Consider the following 17,036-nt stretch of genomic DNA (forward strand, 5'->3'; position numbering starts at 1 on the left):
GACGTCACGAACACCGACAGGAGCATGAATCCCGGCCGCGCCGTCACCGTCCGGCAGGGCCGGAACGGCCGCCGCGATGCGACAGCCGTTCCGGTTCCGTCGGGCTTGTGGATGTCGTCCGGTGCGCTCAGTGCCGTGCGCCGACGTCCGCGCCGTTGTCGGGACGCAGGAACGTGGAGGACGGGATGGCTCCGGCAGTTGTCCTGGGTCCGGTGATCGCACGCGCGTCGGTGTTGGCGAACGACCAACTTCCTCCGAGGTTCCAGGAGTTGCCGCTTCCTGTGGAGGTCGAGCCCAGCGAGGCGTTGGTTCCGTTGTCCACCGCGAGGTTCTTCGTGAGCGTGCTGGCGGAACGGTTGAAGTTGAACCCGGTCTTCGGGTGACGCCATGCGGTGCAGTGGTCGATCTTCATCCTGCCCGGATTGTTGTTGTCGACGAAGCCGCCTGCGGAGTTGTCCCAGGCCATGCTGTTGCGCACGGTGTGGTCGGCGGCGACGCCGTTGCCGCCCATCTTGAACCCGTTGCCGTCCCCCTGGTAGTCGGGCAGGTTCCATCGGTTGAAGCCGTTGCCCCAGGCGAGACTGTTCTCGACGAGGATCGGCGAGTCGGCGAACATCCAGAAGTCCAGGCCGTCGTCGGCGTTGTTCCAGAGCCGGGCGCCACGCACCACGTTGCCACTGCCGGAGCCTTCCTTGATGGCCAGGCCGTCGGCGCTCTCACCGTTCTTGCGGGGGTCACGGTTGCCGTAACTGTCCAGGTTCAGGATCTGGTTGTTGCCGGACGAGCCCTGGAGATGGAACCCGGACTCGTAGTTGTCGCGGGTGACCAGGCGCTCGAAGACGTTGGAGCCGGTGTCCAGACCGAACACCCCGTAGGGGCCGTGAATGATCTCCAGGCCGACCAGCCGCCAGTGCTCCCCCTCTATGTGGACCGCGCCGCGCTGGGCACGCGGGATGGTCGAGTCCACCGCACCCGGCGTGTACGGCATGTTCTCGCCGTCGATGACCACACGCTCGCCGTTGTAGCCGCGCAGAGTGATGGGCTGACCTGCCGTGCCGCTCTTGATCAACTGAATGTTGGTGCTCGGCGCGTAGGTGCCGCCCCTGACCTGGATCGTGACCCCCGCCTGCGCCAGATCCACCGCACGCTGGATGGTCTTCAGCGGGGCTGCGAGCGTCCCCGGGTTGCTGTCACTGCCGCTGGTCGCCACATACAGGTCGGTCGCCTGCACCTGACTGCCGCCCTCCGCGGCACGCTGCGCGGGAGCGGCGTGCGCAGCCCCTCCTGAGGACAGGACGAGCAGGCCGGCCAGGAGTCCCGGGAGACCGGTGGACAGGGTGACGGACTTCGGGCGCATGATCGTCTCCTGGGTGCGGCGGCGCAAGGACGAGGGGAAAGCGCTTTCTGAGGTGACCGTAAGAGACTTGCTCTGAGCACGTCAATAGATGCGTACGCGCCCCTCGTTCACATCACTGAACCAGCGGCTCGTGCGCGTGACGCCCGTACCCGAGTCACCGGCGCCTTCCCATGACCATGCGCTGCCACCGGAGCCGATGACCCGGTACGGCCGCCCGGTACGACTCCGCGGCCGAGCGGCCCGACATGTCGATCATCGCTTTACCGCACCGACGTATTCTTTCGCCGTGACTGAGACCGACCTGATGCGGCTGCCCGACATGCCGTTGCACGATCCGTTCATCGTGGCCGACGACGAGAGCCGCACCTTCCACCTCTACACGTCGAACGACCCGGCGGTGTCGGGCGTGGACGGCGTCGGCACGATGGTCTACCGCAGCCAGAACCTCCGGGACTGGAGACGTCCGGTCGTGGTCTTCCTGACCTCGGAGCAGGATGCGCTGTGGGCGACCGAGGGCGGCTGGGCACCGGAGGTTCACGAGTGGGGTGGCCGGTACTACCTGTTCACCACGCTGCACAACGAGAACAGACCCCTCGCGGTGCCACCACCCGGCCCGTGGGGCACGCCGTTCCAGCTCCCGAACCACATGCGCGGCACGATCACGGCCGTTTCCGACTCCCTGCTGGGCCCCTTCTCCGTCGTCGACCCGGCACGCCCCACCCCGCCCGAGAACCTCATGACCCTCGACGGCACGCTCTACGTCGACCCCTCCGGGCAGCCGTGGATGGTGTACGCGCACGAGTGGCTGCAGACCGTCGACGGAACCGTAGAGGCGATCCGGCTGGCTCCTGACCTGTCCCGGACGATCGGAGATCCGCTCTTCCTGTTCAAGGGCTCGGACGCCTTCTGGCTCGGCGAGCAGATCCCCGGTGGCGTACCGCATCAACTGGCGCCCTACGTCACCGACGGCCCACAGCTGTACCGCACCCCTGACGGTTCCCTGCTCATGCTGTGGTCGACGTACGAGAAGAACGTGGCCGGTGAGGACGGCACCGTGAGCGGCGGCTACGTGCAGACCTTTGCCGTCTCGCAGTCGGGCGACATCGCCGGGCCGTGGCAGCAGCACCGGCCGCTGGTCCGCGACGACAGCGGTCACGGCATGCTGTTCCACACGTTCGACGGGCGGCTGATGATGATCCTCCACCGCCCCTTCGACAACGCGCGAGGGAAGCTCTACGAGATGCAGTTCACCGGTTCCGAGCTGCGGGTGCTCCGCCGACGCGACGACCTCGACGGCGGAGACTGACACGGCGCGACCGCCGGAGGGCGCACGGGTCAGAGGTCAGAGGTCAGAGGTCAGGGCAGGGTGAGGATGCGGGGGCCGTCCCGGGTGATGGCGATGGTGTGTTCGATGTGGGCGGCGCGGCTGCCGTCGATCGTGCGCAGGGTCCATCCGTCGCGGTCGGTGCCGTAGTCGTTGCGCCCTCCTGCCATGAGCATGGGCTCGATGGCGAGGGCGAGCCCGTGGCGCAGGGGGTAACCGCGGCCGGGTCGTCCGTGGTTGGGGACGTGGGGGTCTTCGTGCATCTGACGGCCGATGCCGTGACCTCCGAAGTCGGCCGGCATGCCGCAACGGGCCTTGCGGGCGACCGTGCTGATGGCGTGGGAGATGTCTCCGATGCGGTGGCCGACCGTGGCGGCGGCGATACCGGCGTCCAAAGCCTCCTGGGTGGCGGCGATGAGTTCCAGGTCGGCGGGGCGGGGAGTGCCGACGGTGAAGCTGATCGCGGCGTCGCCGGTCCAGCCGTCGAGTTCGGCTCCGCAGTCGATGCTGACCAGGTCGCCGTCGCGCAGACGGTAGTCGCCGGGGATGCCGTGCGAGACGGCGTCGTTCACGGAGGCGCAGATCACGGCGGGGAAGGGGGTGGGGGCGAAGGAGGGCCGGTAGCCCAGGAACGGAGAGCTCGCCCCGGCCTTGGTCAGGACGGTGCGGGCGGCTTCGTCCAGCTCACGCAGGCGGACCCCCACGGCCGCCGACCGGCGGGCGGCCGCAAGGGCTTCGGCCACGACCCGTCCCGCTTCACGCATCGCCTCCAGTGCCGTGTCGGTCTTGATCTCCACCATGTGCCATGACTCCCTGCGATGCGATGCAACCCAATACTTATACCGGTATTAGTATCACGGTCATGGTGAGAGTTCCTTTGAGTCCGCAAGAGCGGCGACGTGGTGAACGCTTCGGGGCTCTGCTCCGCGAGCTCCGCGGTGACCGCAGCATGGTGGACGTGGCAGCGGCTGCCGGGGTGTCCGCCGAAACCCTTCGCAAGATCGAGACCGGCCGGGCCCCGACTCCGGCCTTCTTCACCGTGGCGGCCCTGGCCCACGCGCTGGGCCTGTCACTTGACGACCTGGCCGCGGCCTGCGCGGAGGACGCCGACGACAGCGGCCAGGCGTTGTCGGCCTGAACGTCAGGAGACCTGCCGTCCGGCCCGAAGGCGGACGGTGGTCCTGACCTGACCCGGGAGTGTCCGTCAGTCGACGGATCGCCCCATGCAGGCGGCAAGACGGTCGAGTGCGCCGGCGCCTTCGGGTACCGGCTGCGGCGGGGCGAAGGAACCGGCGGCCGTACGGGGCAGATCACCGTAGGCCTCCCGCACTACGGGCAGCGCCGCCTCGGCGAGGTGCTGAGGGATGCCGGACGGATGCCCGACGGCCCGGGCGAGGTCCCAGCCGTGGACCAGCATCTCGATCACCAGCTGCTCCACGAGCCGATGCCCCGGCGCGGGTCCGTAGCGCTGTTCCAGCATGCCCGGTCGCGAGAAGGCCGACCGGGCGGCCCGGGACGCGGCACGGAACGCCGCGAGGTGGTCGTCCCCGAGGTGGTCCGCGGTGAAGTCGGAGCGAGGAGTGCCGTCGGCCAGGCCCGCCCAGAGCAGGTTCTCCCAGACAATGTGGTTGAGCAGGGTGCGTACGTCCCAGTCGGCGCAGGGAGTTGGCCGGTCGAACCGGTCCCGCCGCACCGCGGAGACGAGCAACTCGACGGCGTCCAGAGCTTCTTCGCAGGCATGGAGCACGCCGAGCGGTTCCCACGCGTCGTCGTCGGCGTCGTACACCGCGTCGAGTTGAGCGGCTCGCGCACCCGGCTCGGGATTGGCTCGCAGAGCCGTCGTCAGCCATCGGCCGGCGGCGGCCATACTCGGTCGTACGGGCCGGCCGTTGATGATGCACAGCAGCTGCCAGTACCGCTCCATGTGTGTGTCGGAGGCGACTTCGAGCTGTCGCAGGAGCAGGGCCCTGGCCTGGGCGTCGTCGACAAGGGTCGCGCCCTGGGCGGCCTGGGTGGGGATCCAGGTCGCGACGACGGCGGTGACGACGGGGTCGGCTGCCGGTGAGTCCGGGGCGATGCCCTGCCGCATCGCCGTCTCCACCCTGCGCAGCCAGTCGTTCGTCACCTGTTCCGCCGCCCGCGCCGCGCCGTCCCCGTGCTCGCCCGGATGGTGTTCGGCCGCGTAGCGGGCCATGCGACGCAGGCCCTCGCGCAGACCTGGGCTGCGGACGAGTTCGCCCAGTTCGAGCCAGGCGTCGACCTGTTCGTCGGTCGGGTCGGCAGGCAGGTCGGGGGTGGCTGCCAGCAGGCCTCGTCGATAGGTGGGAACGTCCAGTTCCCCCAGGGTCTCGGTCACGAAGTCGTGGATGATGGTGCGCCGTTCGGCGGCGGACATGCGCGCCAGCTCGGTCATGATGGTGAGTCCCTCGGCAGTGGTGTCGCGGCGGGTGACGGAGCGCAGCACCGCCTGCTGCGACCGCAGCGTGCGGATCTGCGCCTCCAGCGCGTCGATGTGCGTCGCGGCCACCTCCGACAAGGTGTCCTCGCGTTCCAGTACGTCCCGGATGGCCGCCAGGCCCAGACCGAGCCCTCGCAGTGTCTGCGCCAACTGCAGACGGGCAAGGGCTTCCGTGCCGTACATCCGGTAGCCGGCAGGAGTCCGGCAGGCCGGGTGGATGACCCCGGTGTCGGACCAGTGCCGGATCAGTTTCACCGTCAGCCCGGTCTTCCGGGCGACGTCTCCGATACTCCAGAACGTTTCGTCGCCGACGTGCATGCGTTCCATCCTCGGGTCTCCCACGAAGGGAGAGTCAACAGGTGACCGGCAGCCGCCCGGCCCACCCGGCGTTCTGCCCCGGCACGTACATGCACGGTGACCTGCGATGTCGCGCCGAAGGAAGGCGATCTTTCCATTTCACGGACGGCGACGGGTGGCATCCCGTACACCCCCGGATGTAATGGTTGAATGTATTTGACCCATGACCCCACCCTGGCGGACATGGAACGAATCACGGATGTGCGACATGGATCGTGGTGGTGCCCCTCCTGCGGCCTCGCCTCGGAAGCCTGCCGACCGGTCTCGGAACACTTCACCTCCGAGCGAATGGTGAGGTACCTGTGGTGCACCACCAGTGGATGGATCGTCACTCGCTCCGACTTCCAGCTGATCCAGGTGAGCGGCCGGAGCGGGGAACGCCGGTCCGCGAAGCGCGGGGTTTCGTGATCCCGGAGGAGGTGACGTGCAGCAGAACCACTACGGCCGCCTGGGGGCGGTGCTGTCCGCCGATCTGATCAATCTGCCGGAGGTGGGCGCGGCAAGCGTTCACACCCTGCTCGAGGCGCACGAAATCCGTCGGCCGGAGGTCGAGGACCTCCATGTGGAGGGCTTTCGGCACTGGCGGGATCAGTTGGCGCGGGTGTTCCGTCCCGACACTCCGGCCGAGCAGTGCTCGGCCGTGAACGACCTGTTGGTAGAGGCGACCATCCGTCCGTGGGTGACCACCCACGACGGTCTGCAGCCCCACCTGCACTTCGTTCCGGACGAGGCTGACGTGCTCTCCCGGGTCAAGGCAGTCACCGCCGGCGGTCTCGCGTTCGTCCTGTGCTGGGAAGGAGGAGCAAGGCTGGGGCGATGCAGGCGCCCCGAGTGCTCCCGGGCGTATGTGGACACCTCAAGGAACGGGCGGCGGCGCTACTGCTCAGCACGCTGTGGAAACACCGAAGCGGTGATGCGGCATCGCTCCCGGAACGCACAGCCGAAGTCCTGACGCGGCCTGTCGCCAGTCCCTCGGAGCCGTGGGTCTCCCCTTTCACCGGCGCCTCCCGCCACGAGTTCGAGCGCCGACCGTACTCTTCTCGCTACGCGGGCATGGCGATGCCGCCGGGGACTGCAGGGGGAGCCGTGAGGGATGCCGAGTCGGTCCGGGACGTACTGGGCGACACCTGGTGGGAAGGGATGCTCAAGCAGTCCGATGACCTGACCCGGGCGGCGGAAGCCCGGTGCCCAGGGGCGGTGGCACGGCTGGACGCACTGCTGCGAGCCTGGGCGATCGGGTTCGCCGCGGTGCGGGAAGACGTCCTCTCGCCGGACCTGGGGGAGTTCCGGCGAGGGCTTGGGCCGGACGAGGCCGCCGGGTTTCTGGCAGCTCTGGACGCCCGGGTGCTGCACGCGGACTCTGCCGGATTCGTCGTGCCGCAGGGCTTTCGACGGAAGGCCTCCGGCGGCCGGTACGCCCTCTTCAGCCGCAGTGGCCCCGGCGTCGCGCTCAACCTGGAGTATCTGATCCAGCTCGCAGCCGCGGCCGAGCTGACCTCGGTCCACCACATTGCCGGGACGGACATCTGCTTCGAGAAGGGGGAGTTCGACGCCGTGGTCGAGACCGATGGTGCTCCGATGATCGCGATGGAGGCCAAGGCCAGGATCCATGGGCCGGACAGCCTGTTGGGCCTGTTGGCCTCGCTGCTTCGCCTGAGCCTGGACGGGCGTGAACCGGTGAAGCCGAACCACCGGCGCAAGTACACGGCACTCATGGACATCACAGCCCAGGGCCCCGTCACCCTGTTGCTCGTTGCCGAGGGCGCACGCTGGGCCTTCGACGCGACGACCATCGACGGCGGCCTGCGCCTGACTCCTCGGCACGCAGCCCACTCAGGCGGGCAGGACCCGGCCCCACTCGGGCTCGTGCCCTGAGTGTCCGTCGAGCCGGATGTGATCGCTGTGCCTCGCCCGCCCTTCGCCTCCAATCCCCTTTTGGCAACTTCGCCGCCTTGTGTGATCAGTTTGCGGGAGCCTGCGGCACACCCTCCGCGACAGGGCCTACGTTGGTCAGCTGTGCACACCAGGGGCGAGAACCCGCCCGGGCAGGAGCACGGCCACGCGCCGGAGCAGTGAAGCCGAGGCCGGCGTGCGGAAGCGTTGATCGGCAGGTGTGGTGGGCAGTGCTTGAGGCGACGGGCCATCGGGGCGGGGAGCCCCAGTGGCAGTTGGGTGTGCACGATCAACCGGCGCGGGACGCACAGGTGTCGCGACTGGGCGTGGCGTCCGGTGCGAGCGGCCAGTCGTTCGCCCGCGCCGCGGCGGCTTCCTGCGCGCTGCTCGCGTGCTGCGGCCTGGCCGGATGGGCCTTCGGCGTCGAGGTGCTGAAGAGCGTCGTCGCGGGGCAGACATCGATGCAGCCCAACACCGCCGTCGCACTGCTGGCACTGTCCGCTTCGCTCCTGCTGACGCTGCGCGGTCCGGGCAGTCCGGTGCTGGTCCGTCTCAGCCGCTCCGGCGCCGGACTGGCCCTCGCCATCGGTCTGTTGACGCTGGCCGAGTACCTCCTGGATACCAAACCGGGCATCGACCAGCTCCTCCTCCGCTCCGGCACGGACACGGCCGGCGAACCGCCGGGCCGGATGTCCCCGAACACCGCCCTGGCTCTGCTGCTGGCCGGTCTGGCCCAGCTGACGCTCGACCGGGGACGTACCTGGGGCATCCGGCTGTCACAGGTGTGCGCGCTGGTCGTCCTCGTCCTCGGACTGCTGCGGGTGTACGGGTTCGTCTACCAGGTACCGCAGTTGGGCCAGATCGCCGACTACACCCGGATGGCGCTGCACACCGCGCTCGCTCTCGTGTTGCTGGGGGTGGCGACGTTCCTGGCCCGGCCGGACCGGGGGCTGGCGGTGCTGCTGATGAATCCGGGTACGACCGGCCTCCAGGGCCGCTGGATGGCCGCCGCGGCCCTGGTCGTGCCTCCCGTTCTGGGCTGGTTCCGCCTGATGGGGCAGGACGCCGGTCTGTACGAGAACCGCATGGGCACGGCCCTGGTGGCCTGCGCCCACGCCGTGGTCCTCACCGTGGTCGGCTTCATCGCCCTGGCCGTGGGACGCCGCGCGGAGCTCGCCCACGATCGCGTCCAGGACCGCATCCGCGAGTACGCCTGGCTGCAGCTGTTCATGGACCACACCCCGGCGGCCATCTTCATCAAGGACTGTGCCGGCCGCTACCTGGCCGTCAACGCCGGTTTCGAGCGGCTGACCGGCGCCGGGCGCGCGGACATCCTCGGACGGCGCATCGAGGACGTACTTCCCAGGGCGAGCGCGGAGCCGCTGCGCAAGGCCGAGTTGGAGGTGCAGACCGCCGGCCGCAGCCTTCAGCGCCAGGACACTCTCCGTCTCGATGACGGACCGCACCACTTCCTGACCACTCTGTTCCCGCTGACCAGTACCTCCGGTGCGCCCTACGCGGTGTGCGGCATCGCCACCGACTCCACCGAGCGCGTCCTCGCCCAGCAGCACAGCGAACGGGCCCAGCAGCGTTTCCGCGCCCTGTTGGAGTGCGCCCCGGACGCGACGCTGATCAGCGACGGTCAGGGAACGGTGGTGATGGCCAACGCCCAGGCCGAAGTTCTCTTCCGCCACCCGCGCAGGGATCTGGTCGGAACGAACGTGCACGACCTGGCCCCCGCCCGCGTGCGCCGACGGCAGGCCGCGCTGCTGCGCGCGTACCTGGCCGGTCCGCAGGCCCGGTCGATGGGCTCGGAGGTGGACCTGGCCGCCTGCGACAGCCACGGACGCGAGTTTCCCGTGGAGGTGAGCCTGGGTCCGCTGGAGACGGAGGAGGGGCTGCTGGTCTCCCTCACCATCCGCGACATCAGTGACCGCAAGCGGGCCGAAGCCGAACGCGCCGCCCGCTACGAGCAGCAGCACCACATCGCGTACACCCTGCAACGCAGCCTCATGGGCAGCCCACCCACGGTGGAGGAGCTGCCCAGCGCGCGACGCTATCTGGCCTCCGTCCAGGGCGCCGGGGTGGGCGGTGACTGGTTCGACTTCATCTCCCTCGGCTCGGGCCGCACCGGCATCGTCATCGGGGACGTCATGGGCCGAGGCCTGGAAGCCGCCGCCGTCATGGGGCAACTGCGCGCCGCCGCCCATGCGCTGGCCCAGGCCGGCCTCCCTCCGGCGCGGCTGATGAGCGCCCTGGACGCCTTCGTCTGCGACCTGCCCGACCAGATGGTGACCTGCTGCTACCTGGTCATCGATCACAACACCGGGGAGATGACCGCTTGTTCGGCCGGCCATCCGCCGGTTCTGCTCGCCGCGCCGGGCCGGCCGGCTCACCCACTGGATCTGCCGGTGGGCGTTCCGCTGGGCGTCGGCGGCTTCCCGCACCACCAGACCAGCCGGACCCTGCCGGCCGACGCGACCCTCGCGCTGTACACCGACGGGCTCATCGAGCGCCCGCGCACCGACATCGAAGACCAGATCGGCCTTCTGACCGACGCCCTCGACACCGCCCTGCGCACTCACGGGTCCTCCCCCGCCATGCTGGAGCCGGCCGCCGACCACCTCCTCACCACCCTCCTGCCGGCCGACGACGGCCACGACGACGACGTGACGCTGCTACTGATCCACGTGCCTCCCCCGGCCTGCGCCCGCACCGAGTTGGAGCCCCGTCCGCACGCGGTCCCCGCCGGGCGCCGTTTCCTCACCAGCACCCTCACCACCTGGAAGCTGCCCGCCGATGTGATCGACACGGCCCGTCTGCTCACGTCCGAACTCCTGACCAACGCGCTCGTCCACGCACGCGGCCCTCTCACCCTCGGAGTGAACCGCTCCGCAACCGAACTCACGGTCGAGGTGACGGACCACAGTTCCACGCCGCCGCGGATACGGCAGGCCGGTACGACGGACGAATCCGGTCGCGGGCTCGCCCTCCTCACCGCCCTCGCCGGCCGTTGGGGCACCCGCCCGCACCCGCGCGGCAAAACCGTCTGGTACACGCTGCCGCTCACGGCTGACGCGGCGGGCGGCGGCTCGCCTGCGCGGTGAACGCCCAAGTGACCCACCCTTGCCGCCGCGTGCCGTGGCGACTCCGCGGAAGACCGGGGCAGCCGTGCTGCGGCCGAAGCTTGCCGGTCCCGTATCAGGGCACCTGTGAAACATCCGAGCGAGGAGACGCAGATGCTGTCGACCGACGCCGCACCGCTGGCCTACAAGGGCCTCGAGACCATGCCCACTTGGTTCGTGATCACTGTCGTCGTACTCGCCGTCATCGGGATCGGCTTGGCGGCGAGTCAAGGACGGCGCTGACGTGCCGGTGCCCGGAAACGGCCAGCGGCACGCCTCCCTGACGCACGGTGTGGGCGCCGGCGCCCCGCCGGACGCAGCACCTGTCAGTAGCGCTCCCTGAACAACGCCCGGTCGCCCGGGAACTGGCCTGTCATGGCCGCCGCCGCGAGCCGGTCGGCGAAGCGTTCGTAGGCCGCGTACTCCTGGTCGGACAGGTCGACGCGACGCGTCCCCGCGTCGACGGGTTCGGGGGCCTCGGGGGCAAGGACCGAGGCCAGTGCTTCGACGTCCTCGTCAGGGGTGAGAGCCAGGACCGCCACGGTCCGGTCGACGGTGCCTCGGTAGTCGCCGGGGCCCGCCACGCTCCCGATGTCCGCCGAGCCGTCGGCATGGCGGGTCACCCGTATCGACGGACTGGCCTTCGCCCCCGCACGGATGGCGCGACGTACGCGGGTGAGCGCCCACAGGTCCGCCTCGTCGACCATGACGGGGTGGAGCGGGACGAGGCGCCTGCCGTCCGGGGCGCGCAGGCCGCTGCGGCGGGCGGGGTCCCGCGTCTCGTGCAGGATGTTGCGGCTGCGCAGTACCGGCGGGAAGGCCCGGTGGATGTTGCTCCAGGCGTCCAGCGAGGCAGTCGGGTCGAGGCGGGTGAGGTTTTCGAGCCCGGCCGGCCAGGGAGGCGCGATGTGCTCGCCGACGCCACGCTCTCTGGCGGACCAGGCCGCGTGATGGGGGGCGAGCAGGAGATCGTGGGTCATGTAGAAGTCGTGGAGCCACTCGGGGTCTGCGGGACGAGACGAACGGTCGTGGTCCCGCTTCCGGGCAGGGCGGAGCTACGGCGTGCGGGAGCCATGGGGCCTTTCGACGAGTGCCGGTGGGCGATGCGCGCGGTGTGCGACTCGCCGCAGGGGCGTGCGACGACTTCGCCCTCCCCTTTACGGTCGGCGACACCGTCACAATATCGTCAGATCGACGATATTCCTAGGCGTGGGAAACCCCATGGCGGGAGGGGCTGTTGGCGGGACCCTCCCCCCAGCCTTGACGGCTGCCGACGGGGGCAGGGAGCACCGGGCACCGGGACCAGCGACCCAGCATCACCCCCAGCGGGCCGAAAGCCCTTCCTCCGGAAACACCGAAGACCTCCCGCGAGGCTTCGCTCGCCCCTTCACCCCCATGTGTCACCGGTTTGCGGGCCCGAACTCCAAGGTCGACGCCACTGACACGCGCAAACGAGCCAGATCGCGCAAAAGCCCTCGCTCCCCAGATCCGCCGAATAGCGTGCGAGCACTCGAACAGTTCTTCCCAACCTCCCTGCGGTCCGTGCACGTACCGGGCCCCTGCCGCGCTAGGAGAACCGGGATGTCCGACAACCCCTCGGATGCGTACACAGTCCAGCCGTACCGCGCCAGGCACCCCACCACCCGGCCCGCCTGGGCCACCGCCGAAGATCACTTACCCGGGCGCGGAGCGCTCCCCTCACCTCCCGGACACCACAGGGACCTGCGCATCCTGCGCCGCGCCTACCGCCGACAACGCCGAATCGCCACCTGCGCGGCCCTCGGCTACTTCACCGTCTTCCTGGTCCTCTCCGCTCTCGCCCCGTCCTTCATGACGAGGCCCGTCACCGGCGGCCTGTCCACCGGCATGGTGCTCGGCCTGGTCCAACTCCCCGTCACCTGGCTGGCGATCACGCTCTTCGAGTACACGGCAAGCCGGTACGTCGATCCACTCGCCCGCCGGATGCGACAGCGCACGGCCCTGCTCGCCGAGAGGGAGCCGGGCCGATGACGGACTTCAACGGCACCGCGCAGTCGTGGTCCCTGGTCGCCTTCTGCACCGTCGTCACCGTGACCCTTCTGCTCTGCGTCATCGCGGGCCCGGACCGTGACGACCTCGACGAGTTCTACACCGGGTACCGCTCGCTGTCCCCGATGCGCAACGGCCTCGCCATCGCGGGCGACTACATCTCCGCGGCCACCGTCCTGACCATCGGAGGCGTCATCGCGCTGTGCGGCTACGACGGCGTCGTCCTCGCCCTCAGCACCCTTCTGTCCCTGCTGCTCCTGATGTTCCTGCTGGCCGAACCCCTACGGAACACCGGCCGTTTCACCCCGGGTGACGCACTCGCCCACCGGATGCCCGGACGGTCCGTGCGCGTGACCATATGCGTCGTGACCATCGCCTCTCTGATGCCGATGATGCTGGTCCAACTGGCCAGCACCGGGCAGTTGCTCGCCTTCGTCCTCGGCTTCACCAGCACCACCATGAAGACCGGATGCGTCGTCGGGGTCGGCGGCCTGATGATCACCTACGCGGCGATCGGCGGGATGAAGGGCACCGCTCTCATCCAGATCCTGAAGATGGTCATGCTCCTCGGCTCGGGGGCCGTGGTCGCCTTCCTGATGCTCCGCGCCTTCGCGTGGGACCCCGGAGCGATGTTCCGCACGGCCGCGGACCGCAGCGGGGTGGGCACGGCGTTCCTGCGCTCCGGCCTGCAGTTCGCCGGAGGCCCGCACGCCGCTCTGGACATGATCAGCACACAGTTCGCCATCGTGCTCGGCGGCGCCTGCCTGCCCCACGTCACCATGCGCATGTTCACGGCGGACAACGCTCGTCAGGTACGCCGCTCGATGTCCTGGGCGGTGTCGTCGGTGGCGTTGTTCATGCTGGTCATGACCATCGTCGCGATCGGTGCGACCGCGCTCATCGGACGGGCCGGGATCGCCGCCGCCGACCCGCGGGGCAACACGGCCTACCTCCTCGGCTCGCGGGCGGTCTTCGGCACACACGTCTCCCGGGCCGAGACCTTCCTGTTCACCACGGTCACTGCGGCGATCTTCCTCACCCTGCTCGCCTCGGTCGCCAGCATGATCCTGGCCTGCGCCAACTCCCTGGCCCACGACGTCTACGCGAGCCGTTCCACCCGCCGTTCACCGGTACGGGAGATGACCGTCGCCCGCGTCTCCGCGCTGGCCGTCGGCATCCCGACGATCCTGCTCGCCGGTCTCATCCAGCACCGCAGCCTCCAGCCACTGGCAACAGTGTCCTTCTGCCTGGCCGCCTCGGCCATCGCCCCGGCGCTGATCTACAGCCTCTTCTGGCGCCGCTACACCCGCGCCGGTCTGCTCAGCACACTCATCGGCGGCTCGCTCACGGTCCTGCTGCTGATGCCGGGCACCCGGCTGGTGTCGGGGACACCCATGGCGGCCTTTCCCCAAGCCGACTTCAACTGGCTGCCGTTCACCACGACCGGCCTGCTGTCCATCCCGGCCGGCTTCGCGTTCGGACTGCTCGGCACGCTGCTCTCGGGACGCCGTGAGGCGCGGCGGCGCCAGAAGGACTACGAGCGGATCGAGGCCAGGATCCTCGCGGGCCCGGAGCCCAGGCCGAGATGACGAGCACCGGGGATCTCGTCGATGTTCGACGCGATCGGGAACGGAGGGTCCGAAGACACCCGTGTGCTAGGAACAGCCGGTGATCACAAAGATCGAGCGGACCGACGCACGTACCCGACCGGATGAGCACCTGCGGGAGCTCTTCAGCGAGGGCTTTCCAGAGTTCATCACCGCCGACAAGTTGGTGAAGGACTACATAGGCAGGGCCAGGGAGTGGTTCGCCGACCTGAACCTCATGCTGATCGACGACCACGAGATACCGGTCGCCTCCGGCTGGGGTGTACCGATCCGCTGGGACGGCCTCCCGGAATCCCTTCCCACGGGGTACACCCAGGCCCTCGTCCGTGCCGTCGAGGGCCGTGAACAGGAGGTGGAGGCCAATACCCTGGTGATCTGCGGAGCGATCGTCACCCCGTCACTCAAAGGACGGGGCCTGGCGGGAGAGACCTTGAAGGCGCTGCGTCGGACGGCAAGGAACACAGGGCTGGAGCAAGTCGTCGCCCCGGTTCGCCCGACCATGAAGGCCCAGTACCCGCTGACACCCATCGAGACCTTCATGCGGTGGAGCCGGGAGGACGGGCTGGCTCTCGATCCCTGGATCCGGACCCATCAGCGTCTCGGGGCCCGGATACTGTCGGCGGCCCCGGCTTCGCAGACCATGACCGGCACGGTTGCCGAGTGGGAACGCTGGACCGGGATGGTCTTCCCCGAAGCAGGCGACTATGTGATCCCGGACGGGCTCAGCCTCCTCCGGATCAGCCACTCGACCGACGAAGGCATCTATCAGGAGCCCAACGTCTGGATGCGGCACAACTGACCGGTGGGCGGTACGGAGGCCCATGAGCCGCAGCTCAAATCACGCACGACTGCTCATGGTTGAGCCACGCCCGCGGGCGCTCCCCGGACCATGCGGGGGAGGGAGTCCCGACCTGCAGTCCCTGCGTCGATCGGTCTCACCTCCTCAAGTCGTCGTCGCGCACGGCGCGGCCGGACGTACCCCGGCCCTCGCACCCGGCCGCGCCCACGGGACCTGACGCGGCACGAGCCGGGTCAGCCCCGGTCGGAGACCGGCCAGACGTAGGGCAGGTCGTCCGGAACGCCCGGGAAGGACGGGGCGTAGACCTCCGGTGCCTTGCGCACCAGCGCCGACTGATGGCTGCGGTGGAAGGCGGGGTCTCCGAGCCAGGGCGGCAGCTCACCGTCGTCGGCCAGCTCCTCCTGGACACGTACAGCGGCGCCGGGCCGGTACCGGGTGAAGTCGGTGACGATCGTGGTGGCACATGTGTCGGCGCGCCCCTCAGCAACCCACATGGCGCACACGTCCAGGCCGTAGCGGACCAGGGCCTCCTCGTAGCCGGTCCACATGCGTACCGCGGGATGGTGCCGCCAGCCGTAGCCGGGCACGGTCAGGCCGCGCAACACCTGGAGGGCCTCGACCCGCTGCTTGCCCAGGCGCGACTGGTCCAGGACCTCGGCGGACTGCGTGAAGTCGGGATACGGAAGAAAGGTCTGCACACAGCATGCCTACCGCGGGCGGCCCGTTCTCATACAGGCGGTCCGGGTGCACCCGTCCGCGACGTCACCGCGTACGAGCGCATCAGGACGACAGAACGACGTAGCCGGTCTTGGGGGCGTCCGGCGGCGACGGCGGCGTCCGCATCGCACGGCAGGGTGGAGGTCACGTCGCCGCCCGGTAAGGGCGGAAGAACGCGCGCAGCTCCTCCGCGTAGAGCTCGGGCTCCTCGAACGGTGCGAAGTGCCCTCCACGCGCCGGTTCGCTCATGCGTACGACATTGGCCGTGCGTTCGAGCCATGCCCGTGGCGGGCGGACCACGTCACCGCGGAAGATCGAGAACCCGGACGGCACCTCGACCCGGCGGGCGAGCTGCTCGGGCGCGATCGCGGCGTTCGCGCGATACATGCGCATCGCCGAGCCGATCGTCTCCGTGAGCCAGTAGAGGGTGACGTTCGTGAGGATCTCGTCCTTCGTGAAGCTCTGTTCGATGTCTTTGCCGCAGTCGCTCCACGCCTGCAGCTTCTCGACGATCCACGCGGCGAGTCCGGCCGGCGAGTCGGTGAGACCGACGGCGGCGGTCTGGGGTTTCGTGCGGTGCATGGCACCGTAGGCCCCTTCACTCGCACCCCAGGCAGCGACCTCCTCGAACCAGGCGCGCTCCTCGGGCGTGAGATCGGACCGGTCGCCGGAGAAGACGGGCAGGCCCCCGTCCGTGCGGTGGACGGCCACGACCCGGTCGGGGTGGTCGAGCGCCAGGTAGCGGCTCACGTGACTGCCCATGTCCCCGCCGGCCGCGCCGAACCGCGCGTAGCCCAGTACGCCCATGAGTTCGGCCCACAGCCCGGCGACGGCGATGGAGTCGAGCGGCTGACCGGTGGGGCGGTCGGAGTATCCGTAGCCCGGCATGTCGGGCACGACCACGTCGAACGCGTCGGCGGGATCGGCGCCGTGCGCACCCGGGTCGGTCAGAAGCGGGATGACCTTGGAATAGCGCCAGAACGAGTCCGGCCAGCCGTGGCTGAGGACCAGCGGCAGGACCGGGCCGGCGGGCGCGACGGCCCGGGCGTGCACGAAGTGGACCCCCAGACCGCCCAACGTGACGCGGAAGCGGGGCAGTCGGGCCAGTGCCGCCTCCTGCGCCGGCCAGTCGAACCCGTCCGCCCAGTAGGCGACGAGCTCACGAAGGTAGGCGATGTCGGTCCCGAGCGACCACCCGGCGTCCTCCGGCGTATCCGGCCAGCGTGTCGCACGCAGCCGCGCGCGGAGGTCCTCGAGCACCGCGGGGTCGGTCTGCACGGTGAACGGTTCCGGACGGGACAGCGCTTCGGACATGCCTCGCATGCTAACGCGGCGGACACAGCCATCAGTTGAGGACCCGCGCGCCCGAAG

At 69.7% G+C, this 17,036-nt stretch carries 15 protein-coding genes; 9 read left to right on the top strand and 6 right to left on the bottom strand.

The features are described 5' to 3' along the window. Window positions 1–127 precede the first annotated feature (127 nt). On the bottom strand, window positions 128–1,357 hold the full coding sequence (locus O1Q96_RS27905; RefSeq protein ID WP_269250772.1) for a right-handed parallel beta-helix repeat-containing protein: 1,230 nt from the start codon (window positions 1,355–1,357) through the stop codon (window positions 128–130). Between the two features lie 304 nt (window positions 1,358–1,661). Between O1Q96_RS27905 and O1Q96_RS27910 the strand changes: the two genes are divergently transcribed. After that, entirely contained in the window at window positions 1,662–2,663 is a 1,002-nt protein-coding gene (locus O1Q96_RS27910; RefSeq protein ID WP_269253749.1) for a glycoside hydrolase family 43 protein, read from the top strand. Window positions 2,664–2,713: 50 nt separating this feature from the next. On the opposite strand, the gene map is transcribed toward O1Q96_RS27910, so the two are convergent. Further along, a complete protein-coding gene (gene map, locus O1Q96_RS27915) occupies window positions 2,714–3,481 on the bottom strand; it encodes a type I methionyl aminopeptidase (protein WP_269250773.1) in 768 nt (255 codons plus the stop codon). A 62-nt stretch (window positions 3,482–3,543) separates the two neighbouring features. Between map and O1Q96_RS27920 the strand changes: the two genes are divergently transcribed. Continuing rightward, window positions 3,544–3,819 carry a helix-turn-helix domain-containing protein gene (locus O1Q96_RS27920; RefSeq protein ID WP_269250774.1) on the top strand — a complete coding sequence of 92 codons (276 nt, stop codon included), beginning with the start codon at window positions 3,544–3,546 and terminating at the stop codon, window positions 3,817–3,819. Window positions 3,820–3,885: 66 nt separating this feature from the next. Here the strand turns inward: O1Q96_RS27920 and O1Q96_RS27925 are convergent, their stop codons facing one another. Then, on the bottom strand, window positions 3,886–5,466 hold the full coding sequence (locus tag O1Q96_RS27925) for a TIGR03086 family metal-binding protein (protein WP_269250775.1): 1,581 nt from the start codon (window positions 5,464–5,466) through the stop codon (window positions 3,886–3,888). A gap of 454 nt (window positions 5,467–5,920) precedes the next feature. Here O1Q96_RS27925 and O1Q96_RS27930 point away from each other — a divergent pair, with 454 nt between their 5' ends. The 4 genes from O1Q96_RS27930 to O1Q96_RS27945 all read left to right on the top strand — a co-directional run bounded on the left by O1Q96_RS27930 (window position 5,921) and on the right by O1Q96_RS27945 (window position 10,757). After that, entirely contained in the window at window positions 5,921–6,448 is a 528-nt protein-coding gene (locus O1Q96_RS27930) for a CGNR zinc finger domain-containing protein (RefSeq protein WP_269250776.1), read from the top strand. Between the two features lie 134 nt (window positions 6,449–6,582). Next, window positions 6,583–7,371 carry a hypothetical protein gene (locus tag O1Q96_RS27935; protein ID WP_269250777.1) on the top strand — a complete coding sequence of 263 codons (789 nt, stop codon included), beginning with the start codon at window positions 6,583–6,585 and terminating at the stop codon, window positions 7,369–7,371. A 248-nt stretch (window positions 7,372–7,619) separates the two neighbouring features. Beyond that, the gene (locus O1Q96_RS27940; RefSeq protein ID WP_269250778.1) at window positions 7,620–10,496 is read left to right on the top strand and encodes a SpoIIE family protein phosphatase; all 2,877 of its coding nucleotides are present in this window, start codon (window positions 7,620–7,622) and stop codon (window positions 10,494–10,496) included. Window positions 10,497–10,601: 105 nt separating this feature from the next. Beyond that, window positions 10,602–10,757, top strand: a complete 156-nt coding sequence (locus O1Q96_RS27945) for a hypothetical protein (RefSeq protein ID WP_269250779.1) — start codon at window positions 10,602–10,604, stop codon at window positions 10,755–10,757. Between the two features lie 83 nt (window positions 10,758–10,840). Here O1Q96_RS27945 and O1Q96_RS27950 read toward each other — a convergent pair whose 3' ends face one another. Then, entirely contained in the window at window positions 10,841–11,494 is a 654-nt protein-coding gene (locus O1Q96_RS27950; RefSeq protein ID WP_269250780.1) for a hypothetical protein, read from the bottom strand. Between the two features lie 601 nt (window positions 11,495–12,095). Here O1Q96_RS27950 and O1Q96_RS27955 point away from each other — a divergent pair. The 3 genes from O1Q96_RS27955 to O1Q96_RS27965 all read left to right on the top strand — a co-directional run bounded on the left by O1Q96_RS27955 (window position 12,096) and on the right by O1Q96_RS27965 (window position 14,948). Continuing rightward, window positions 12,096–12,524, top strand: a complete 429-nt coding sequence (locus O1Q96_RS27955; protein ID WP_269250781.1) for a DUF485 domain-containing protein — start codon at window positions 12,096–12,098, stop codon at window positions 12,522–12,524. After that, on the top strand, window positions 12,521–14,131 hold the full coding sequence (locus O1Q96_RS27960; RefSeq protein WP_269250782.1) for a sodium/solute symporter: 1,611 nt from the start codon (window positions 12,521–12,523) through the stop codon (window positions 14,129–14,131). The genes O1Q96_RS27955 and O1Q96_RS27960 overlap by 4 nt, the downstream gene beginning before the upstream one ends. A 79-nt stretch (window positions 14,132–14,210) precedes the next feature. After that, window positions 14,211–14,948: a hypothetical protein gene (locus tag O1Q96_RS27965; protein ID WP_269250783.1), complete on the top strand. Its 738-nt coding sequence runs from the start codon at window positions 14,211–14,213 to the stop codon at window positions 14,946–14,948. 233 nt (window positions 14,949–15,181) lie between these two features. Here the strand turns inward: O1Q96_RS27965 and O1Q96_RS27970 are convergent, their stop codons facing one another. Both O1Q96_RS27970 and O1Q96_RS27975 read right to left on the bottom strand, forming a co-directional pair. Then, window positions 15,182–15,646: an MSMEG_6728 family protein gene (locus tag O1Q96_RS27970; RefSeq protein ID WP_269250784.1), complete on the bottom strand. Its 465-nt coding sequence runs from the start codon at window positions 15,644–15,646 to the stop codon at window positions 15,182–15,184. A 163-nt stretch (window positions 15,647–15,809) separates the two neighbouring features. Next, window positions 15,810–16,979 (bottom strand): epoxide hydrolase family protein, encoded by a 1,170-nt coding sequence (locus O1Q96_RS27975; RefSeq protein WP_269250785.1) that lies wholly within the window; start codon window positions 16,977–16,979, stop codon window positions 15,810–15,812. Window positions 16,980–17,036 lie beyond the last annotated feature (57 nt).

Source organism: Streptomyces aurantiacus (genome assembly GCF_027107535.1).
Taxonomy (GTDB): domain Bacteria; phylum Actinomycetota; class Actinomycetes; order Streptomycetales; family Streptomycetaceae; genus Streptomyces.

Excerpts from the sequence above, each read along its gene's own strand:
- O1Q96_RS27920 (WP_269250774.1), top strand. The coding sequence starts at position 3,544 with ATGGTGAGAGTTCCTTTGAGTCCGCAAGAGCGGCGACGTGGTGAACGC.
- O1Q96_RS27950 (WP_269250780.1), bottom strand. The coding sequence starts at position 11,494 with ATGACCCACGATCTCCTGCTCGCCCCCCATCACGCGGCCTGGTCCGCC.
- O1Q96_RS27910 (WP_269253749.1), top strand. The coding sequence starts at position 1,662 with ATGCGGCTGCCCGACATGCCGTTGCACGATCCGTTCATCGTGGCCGAC.
- map (WP_269250773.1), bottom strand. The coding sequence starts at position 3,481 with ATGGTGGAGATCAAGACCGACACGGCACTGGAGGCGATGCGTGAAGCG.
- O1Q96_RS27975 (WP_269250785.1), bottom strand. The coding sequence starts at position 16,979 with ATGTCCGAAGCGCTGTCCCGTCCGGAACCGTTCACCGTGCAGACCGAC.
- O1Q96_RS27960 (WP_269250782.1), top strand. The coding sequence starts at position 12,521 with ATGACGGACTTCAACGGCACCGCGCAGTCGTGGTCCCTGGTCGCCTTC.
- O1Q96_RS27925 (WP_269250775.1), bottom strand. The coding sequence starts at position 5,466 with ATGGAACGCATGCACGTCGGCGACGAAACGTTCTGGAGTATCGGAGAC.
- O1Q96_RS27905 (WP_269250772.1), bottom strand. The coding sequence starts at position 1,357 with ATGCGCCCGAAGTCCGTCACCCTGTCCACCGGTCTCCCGGGACTCCTG.
- O1Q96_RS27955 (WP_269250781.1), top strand. The coding sequence starts at position 12,096 with ATGTCCGACAACCCCTCGGATGCGTACACAGTCCAGCCGTACCGCGCC.